The following is a 5,807-nucleotide window of genomic DNA, read 5'->3' as shown; positions in this document are numbered from 1 at the left end:
CCCGTCCCCCGCGTCCCGACCCTTTCGCGAGTCATGACAGCCATGTCAGCACCCGGCCGGGGGCGGCTCCGCGGCCTCCCGGAACCTGACAGGCGTGTCAGTCTTTCCGGACCGTGCTTGCGCATCATGCGAGTGGGCGCGCCCACCTGACAGGACCTCCCCGGGCTGGCCCGCTTCATGCGAGGGTCCCGGCGAATTCCAGGCCGTCAGGCCCTGGGGGAGGATTCACATGCGACGTGGATGGCTGGGCATGGCGCTGCTGGTGCTGGCGGCCTGTGGTGAGGATGAGAGCCTGGAGGTGGCGCTCGCGGAGGTGAACGGCTCCGGCATCACCGGGACGCTGTTCGTGGAGGAGACGCCGGGCAAGTCGGGGCTGGGGGAGACGCGCTTCGCCTTCACCGCCATCGACAACACGGCGATCGCCGCGGGGGCCACCCCCAGGCCGATGGTGGGCTTCCTGCACGAGGGCCGGTGCGCGACGCTCGGCATCTCCGAACACACGGAGGGCTTCGAGGCGGACAGCTACGCGCGGCAGAAGTACTACGCCGTCGACGGGCACGAATACCACGCGGATCAGGTCGACGCGTACAAGGGCTCGCACGCCTTCGCCATCCACCTGCGGGTGACGGACTTCACCGACGACAGCGGCGCGGTCCTGGCCTGTGGCGACCTCTGAGGCACGTGCCGACATGGAACCGTTGACCGAGTCCTCCGACGTCGTCCGCTGGCTGCGCGCCGAACGCGCGAACCGGGGGTTGGCGCGCATCGAGTTGTCCGCCGCCTTGAAGTACCGGGGTGAAATCTACGACGACACGCTGCTCTTCACCGCACCGGATGGGACGCTGACCTTCGGCACCCTTCCCGACGAACAGCGCACCCAGGTCCAGGCCCTGCTGCATCAGCACCACGCGGAAGAGACCGCGCGCGGGAACATCGAGCTGTCCGTGGTCTGCGAGGCCACCTCCGCGCCCAGCATCCGGCTGACGGACGAGCTGCAACGTCACCGCGCCGAGCAGGAGCAGGCCCGGGCCGAGGCCCACTTCGACACCCGGCCCTACGGACGCGCGCTGGCGCAGCGGGTGGCCGAAATCCTGGATGCCGGAGGCGAGCTGTCCGTCACCATCGATCCCCGGGAGGGCTTGCTCCGGGCGCTGTGGAAGCCCGACAGTGGAACGTATGCCTATGGGCTGCGGTACGCGCAGGGGGACTCGGAGGCATTGGTGACGTTCGCGTCGCGGGATGAGTTCATCGGCTGGCTCGCCGAACGCAGCGACGAGGTCTTCGCCAAGGAAGACCGGCCCGACGATCCGCTCGCGTGGGGACACGGGACGTTCGACCGCGCGTTCTTCGCCCGGAAGACGGGGCAGCGGTCGTAGCGGGTCCGCGGTGGGAGCCCCTTCGTCCAGGAGACGAAGGCGCTCCTGAGTTCGCTGACACCCTCCCGCGTCCGCATTCCTCCCTCCCATTCCCCAGGTAGGCTGGGTTCTCATGCCGCGTCCGCGAAACGCCAGGGCCTCGCGGGCCAGGAGAACCCATTCATGTCACCCCTACCTGTTAAGTTTGAAGGATGGAGGTGACCCGTGATGTCGCTGCCCTCTTCGGTCATTCCCGTGGTGCTGGTGGCCCTGGTCGGTTCGGCGGCGGTGGCCCAGACCGGGACTCCCCCAGGACGGGAGCGCAAGGCCCGGCAGCTCACGCTGCGCGCGGAGGAGCCCCCGGTGCTGCATCCGCTGCGCGTCGCCGCCCGGGAGCTCACCACCGTCACGTTCGATGCGCCCATCGTTCCGGACTCCGTGGACCGGGCCGCGCTCGCGCCGTTCTTCTCGCGCGTCGGGGTCTACGCGGACGCGCTCGTGCTCAAGGCGTCCGTGGACCTGCCGGAGGGACGCGGGCCCGTCATCACCGTGCGCTTCGCTGGTGAGGGTGCTCCGGCCCAGGTGGGGTTCGTGCTCACGACCGTGGACGCGGAGGTGGATTCGCAGGTGGAGGTCTTCCGGCACGGGCGCACCGCGCAGGAATTGGGGAAGGAATTGGCGGACCTGCGGGCCCGGTGCGCCGTCACCGAGGCGGGCTTCGCGACGCTGCGGGCGCAGTGCGCGCTCAGTGGGTTGGGCGGCGCGGTGCTGTCGGGGGCGGTCACTCCGGATGGCGTTGCCGTGAAATATCTTTTGAAGCCCATCGTGCAGCCGGGACTGAGCACGGTGAGTTCTCATGTGCTCTACCGTTCCGGGAGCACGCTCGTACTGGCGACCACCCTGAGCAACCCCGACGAAACACGTCCTTGGGTCCCAGGCTTCATGCGCGCGACACCCCATGCCCCCGATGGACGTGTGCTGACGCCTCATGAGTATCCGCTGCTCATGCGTGAAAGACGGCTGGAGCCCGGCGCTCGCGCCCCTGTGGTGGTGGAGTGGTCCGTCCCTCCCGAAACTCCTCCCGGCACGCACTTCACCCTGGAACTGATGGACACGACCGGCGAATGCAGCGTCCGGTGGGAGCAGGTGACGCCATGAGCGGCCCTGACAGGCTTTCGGTGGAGGCAGAGGCAACACGGCAGCGGATGGATGCACCCGCCTTACAAGTGTTGTCCCTGGATGCACTTCCTCCTGGCACACGGGTAGGCCGCTGGGAGGTCCTGCGCCGTCTGGCGGCGGGGGGCTATGGCACCGTCTACACCGTGCGAAGGGCCGGCAGCCCCCGCGCCCGGGGATATGCCCTGAAGCTCGCCCGCGACTTCGACAGCCCCTGGTTCTCGCGCGAGGCGGACATCCTGTCCCGCTTGCGGCACCCAGGCGTGCCCCGCCTGCTGGCCTCCGATGCATGGCGGCCGGGTGCGGGGAGCTATCCGTTCCTGGTGATGGAGCACGTGGAGGGTGAGTCGCTCTACGCGTGGTCCAGCGCGCGCAATCCCACGGCGCGCGAAGTGGGTGTATTGCTCGCACAGGCCGCGGAGATATTGGCCTTCGCGCACCAGCGCGGTGTCCTGCACCGCGACTTCAAGGGCGACAATGTCCGGGTCCAGCCCGGGGGACGGCTCAAGCTCCTGGACTGGGGCGCGGGCTGGCATCAGGAGGCGACTCCCCTCACGGGCACGGGCCAGCTTCCTCCTGGCACCACGCACTACTACAGCCCCCAGTTGCACAACTGGCGGGCCTCCGCGCACCTTCCGCACGCGGGGAAGTCACCCAGCTATTCGGTGGCGGATGAGTTGTATGCCCTGGGCGTGTCCTTCTACCGACTGCTGACGGAGACATATCCCGCGTCAGCGCTGGGCGTGGATGGCTTCAGACTGGGAGAGGACGGCACGGCTCCCGCTGTCTCGTTGCTCAGCCCGCGTGTACCCAGGGCGCTCGCATCCCTCATCGACCGGTTGCTCGCCTTCGAGCCCGAAGCGCGGCCACCGAGCGCATCCGCCCTGGCCTCCGAAGTCCGGAGCGCCCTGGCCCACGCGGATGCGGAGTGGGACGTACCGCTATTCGACTGGGCCTCCTCGCCCTCTCCGCAATCGCGCACCACCCAGGAGGAAGCGGGTGCGGCGGGACCGGTGGCGCCTGGGCAGGAAGGGGCGCTCCAACATGCGCGCCTCCAACGCAGGGACCAGTTGCAAGGGCTGCGCGATGTCCGGGAACTGCGTCGTCGTGCCCCCGCGCACGTCGCTCACATGGAAGCACGAGCCATCCTCGCCGCCAGTCCGGTACGACGCCGTCAGGTGCTGCGAACGGCGTGGCAATGGGGTGTCTTGGGAATCCTCCTGTTGCCCCTGGTCTGGCTGACCTGGAGCCTGGGAGCTCTCCGGAAGCAGGAACCGACCAGCGCATCCGTCGTCATCTCCGCTGCACGACCCGCTTCACCTTCGATGGCGCCGCTGACAATGCCCGACCAAGCTGCCGCGCCGGGGGCGGCCCCCTCTTCCCATGCGCCGCGCCCGCTGGAGAAGACCGCCATGACAGTTCCCTTGAAGCAGGATCGCGCATCCCGCGCACGCTCACTGATCCGAGGCTGCACGTTGGCTGTTGGCGCGGCCTCCACCCTGGTCGCCTGCGCGAGCACGCCCTTGCGGCCCGAACCCCAGCGCTGTCCTCAAGCCGCCTTGGACGCAATGAAGGAGCTGTGGTTGCGCAGGGATGGCAGGGCGGACGTCACCCTCGACATCCGCTACCCCTGGCGGATGGATGCCCCCAACGTCACCGTTCGCGACGGCGAAATTGTCAGCGTCCTGCAGGATCAACACGGTCGTCTTCCTGGGGGCACCCTGCTCTACGGGCGGCTGTGGACAGGAGGAGAGCGGGTCTTCGGCCACTACACCCGGGTGGAAACGCCCGACGGCCACACCCATCCCGTCTGCTTCGTCATCGGGAACCCTGGGGAAGGCTGGTGGAAGGAAGAGGGCTCCAAGCCCGGCGCAGTCATCGTGCCTCGCACCGTGGGCTACACCGTCGTGGACGCCTTTCCCTGAAGCGCCCCAGTCCGACCGCTGCGCGCCGAGCCTCCGAGGCGCGCAGTCCACGGAAGCCAGGAGCTGCGCCTTCCATCCGGGCTACTCCAGCAGATCCAGCATGGCCAGTGGCTCCCTGGCCTCCAGGAGGTCCAAGCGGTGACGGGCCTTCACCGCCAGTTCGAGCGGCTGTACCCCGTGACCAAACCAGGCATGAGCGATCCGGTCGATCCCCGCTCCAATCAGGGGCGCGACGGTCCGCAAGCTGGCGCGCAGCGCGACGGCATCCGTCTTTCCCCCGTGCAGCACCAGATTGCGTTGACGGTAGAGCCGGCGAAAAGCTCGCACCGCGTACCCTTCAACGTCTTTGAGCTTCTTCTGGGGATCCTTGAGCAGCCCGTCCATTCGTGCGACCGCCGCCTTCTGGCTCCAATCCTCCTCGGCCCAGGGAAGAGGCTGGGCCTGACGGATGGCATTGCCCATCAGGGCCGCGCGGTCGCGACCACGCGCGCACTGTCGGAGCTGCGCCCGGAGGGGACTGTCATTGTTCCTGCCCTGGAGGGATGCCAACAACGTCAGCTCGGCTCTTGGAAAGGAGCAGGCCACCAGGGAAGCCAGTCGGTCACCCGCAGGTGATTTCTGACCATCCCCTGGCGCGACCAGCAGCGCCTCGATGGCCGCCCATCCCGCGGCGACCGCGACCACCGCGGGAGCATCGAGTTGCCCCAGCAATTCGAAGGCGGCATCCACCCGGCTGGGGGCTCCGTACTCGAACAACTGGGCTTGACGCTCCAGGCTCCGGACCTCGACGCGCCGCTGGCGACGCAGGGGGAGTGGATGATTGACGCCTTCGACGTACGCATGCTCACCGGGCCGCATCTGATGGCCCGCGCCAATCAGAAGCCGGGCGGCCAGCTTCTCCACGGTCTCCGAGGCGCGCTCGACCGCGGAATAGGCGTCGCGACAACGAATGGTCAGCAGCCAGCCTCCGCCCTGGCGGACATGGGTTGGATCGAAGCCGTTCGTGGAGAGCCACTTCGAAACCGCGGGGCGTCACACCACTGCGATGGTGGAAGCCCCGGGGTCCCTAAGTAGGTCGCCGGAAGTTCCGAGACAAATGCCGGTCGCATGCGCATTTTCTGGACCATGCGACCGGCAAGGAGCCCCGCCGAACTGGGGCTGACAGCAGAGGACAGGCGGAAGCTGGAGCATGCGCTGCGAAGCGTGCGCGACGCTCGCCACTTTCGTCGGCTACTGGCCGTGAGACTCCTCGCAGAGGGCAAAGGCCCGGGCGAGGCTGCGCATCTGGCAGCCCTGAGTCGGCCAGCCGTCTACTTCTGGCTGGAGCGCTATCTGGCGCAGCGTACCCCCG

6 protein-coding genes are annotated in these 5,807 nt (G+C 68.4%); 5 read left to right on the top strand and 1 reads right to left on the bottom strand.

The window, feature by feature from the left end; genetic code table 11:
- Positions 1 to 229: 229 nt before the first annotated feature.
- The 4 genes from D7X74_RS38795 to D7X74_RS38780 all read left to right on the top strand — a co-directional run bounded on the left by D7X74_RS38795 (position 230) and on the right by D7X74_RS38780 (position 4,456).
- Positions 230 to 676, top strand: a complete 447-nt coding sequence (locus D7X74_RS38795; RefSeq protein ID WP_147444292.1) for a hypothetical protein — start codon at positions 230 to 232, stop codon at positions 674 to 676.
- 13 nt (positions 677 to 689) lie between these two features.
- A complete protein-coding gene (locus D7X74_RS38790) occupies positions 690 to 1,376 on the top strand; it encodes a hypothetical protein (protein WP_120537986.1) in 687 nt (228 codons plus the stop codon).
- 207 nt (positions 1,377 to 1,583) lie between these two features.
- A complete protein-coding gene (locus tag D7X74_RS38785; RefSeq protein ID WP_120537985.1) occupies positions 1,584 to 2,513 on the top strand; it encodes a DUF2381 family protein in 930 nt (309 codons plus the stop codon).
- Positions 2,510 to 4,456, top strand: a complete 1,947-nt coding sequence (locus D7X74_RS38780) for a serine/threonine-protein kinase (protein WP_158622359.1) — start codon at positions 2,510 to 2,512, stop codon at positions 4,454 to 4,456. The genes D7X74_RS38785 and D7X74_RS38780 overlap by 4 nt, the downstream gene beginning before the upstream one ends.
- An 81-nt stretch (positions 4,457 to 4,537) precedes the next feature.
- On the opposite strand, the gene D7X74_RS38775 is transcribed toward D7X74_RS38780, so the two are convergent.
- A complete protein-coding gene (locus D7X74_RS38775; protein WP_120537983.1) occupies positions 4,538 to 5,359 on the bottom strand; it encodes a hypothetical protein in 822 nt (273 codons plus the stop codon).
- A gap of 204 nt (positions 5,360 to 5,563) precedes the next feature.
- Between D7X74_RS38775 and D7X74_RS38770 the strand changes: the two genes are divergently transcribed.
- The coding region (locus tag D7X74_RS38770; protein WP_233602301.1) for a helix-turn-helix domain-containing protein at positions 5,564 to 5,807 on the top strand (244 nt) is incomplete at its 3' end.

This window comes from Corallococcus sp. CA047B (assembly GCF_003612065.1).
GTDB classification, from domain to species: domain Bacteria; phylum Myxococcota; class Myxococcia; order Myxococcales; family Myxococcaceae; genus Corallococcus; species Corallococcus praedator.
The sequence above is the reverse complement of the archived record's forward strand: the minus strand, read 5'-3'. Positions and strand labels throughout refer to the sequence as shown.